Origin of the sequence: Burkholderia sp. Ac-20392, assembly GCF_017104585.1 — a bacterium.
Classification (GTDB): domain Bacteria; phylum Pseudomonadota; class Gammaproteobacteria; order Burkholderiales; family Burkholderiaceae; genus Burkholderia; species Burkholderia lata.
Genome location: NZ_JAAGPB010001114.1, coordinates 1 through 921, shown reverse-complemented (window position 1 = coordinate 921; position 921 = coordinate 1). Strand labels below are relative to the sequence as shown.

At 67.1% G+C, this 921-nt stretch carries 1 protein-coding gene; it reads left to right on the top strand.

The window, feature by feature from the left end; all coding sequences use genetic code 11:
• Nucleotides 1-921: acyl-CoA dehydrogenase family protein (locus tag G3N99_RS41110; RefSeq protein WP_206125297.1), on the top strand; the 921-nt coding region annotated here is incomplete at both ends.

Genomic DNA, 921 nt, shown 5'->3' with positions numbered 1-921 from the left:
AAGGCGACCGCAACCCGAGCAGCTGGAAGGACGGCGTCGTGACCGCGACGCCGGGCTTCGGCGAAGCGTTCCGCCAGTTCGTCGAAGGCGGCTGGCAGGGGCTGCAGCATCCGTCCGAGTACGACGGTCAGGGGCTGCCGAAGCTGATCGCGACGCCGTGCATCGAGATGCTCAACGCATCGAACCTGTCGTTCGCGCTGTGTCCGCTGCTGACCGACGGCGCGATCGAGGCGCTGCTGACGGCCGGCACCGACGAGCAGAAGCAGCGCTACGTGCCGAAGCTGATCTCCGGCGAATGGACCGGCACGATGAACCTGACCGAGCCGCAGGCGGGCTCCGATCTCGCGCTGGTGCGCTCGCGCGCCGAGCCGCAGGGCGATGGCACGTTCAAGGTGTTCGGCACGAAGATCTTCATCACGTGGGGCGAGCACGACATGGCGGACAACATCGTCCACCTGGTGCTGGCGCGCACGCCGAACGCACCGGAAGGCGTGAAGGGCATCTCGCTGTTCATCGTGCCGAAGTTCATGGTCAACGACGACGGCTCGCTGGGCGCGCGCAACGACGTGCACTGCGTGTCGATCGAGCACAAGCTCGGGATCAAGGCGAGCCCGACGGCGGTGCTGCAGTATGGTGACCACGGCGGCGCGATCGGCTATCTGGTCGGCGAGGAAAACCGCGGCCTCGAGTACATGTTCATCATGATGAACGCCGCGCGCTTCGGCGTCGGGATGCAGGGGATCGGCGTGGCCGATCGCGCATACCAGAAGGCCGCGGAATTCGCGAAGGAACGTGTGCAGAGCCGCCCGGTCGATGGTTCGGCCAAGCAGTCGGTGACGATCATCCATCACCCGGACGTGCGCCGCATGCTCGGCACGATGCGCGCGCTGACCGAAGGCGCGCGGGCGCTGGCCTACGTGG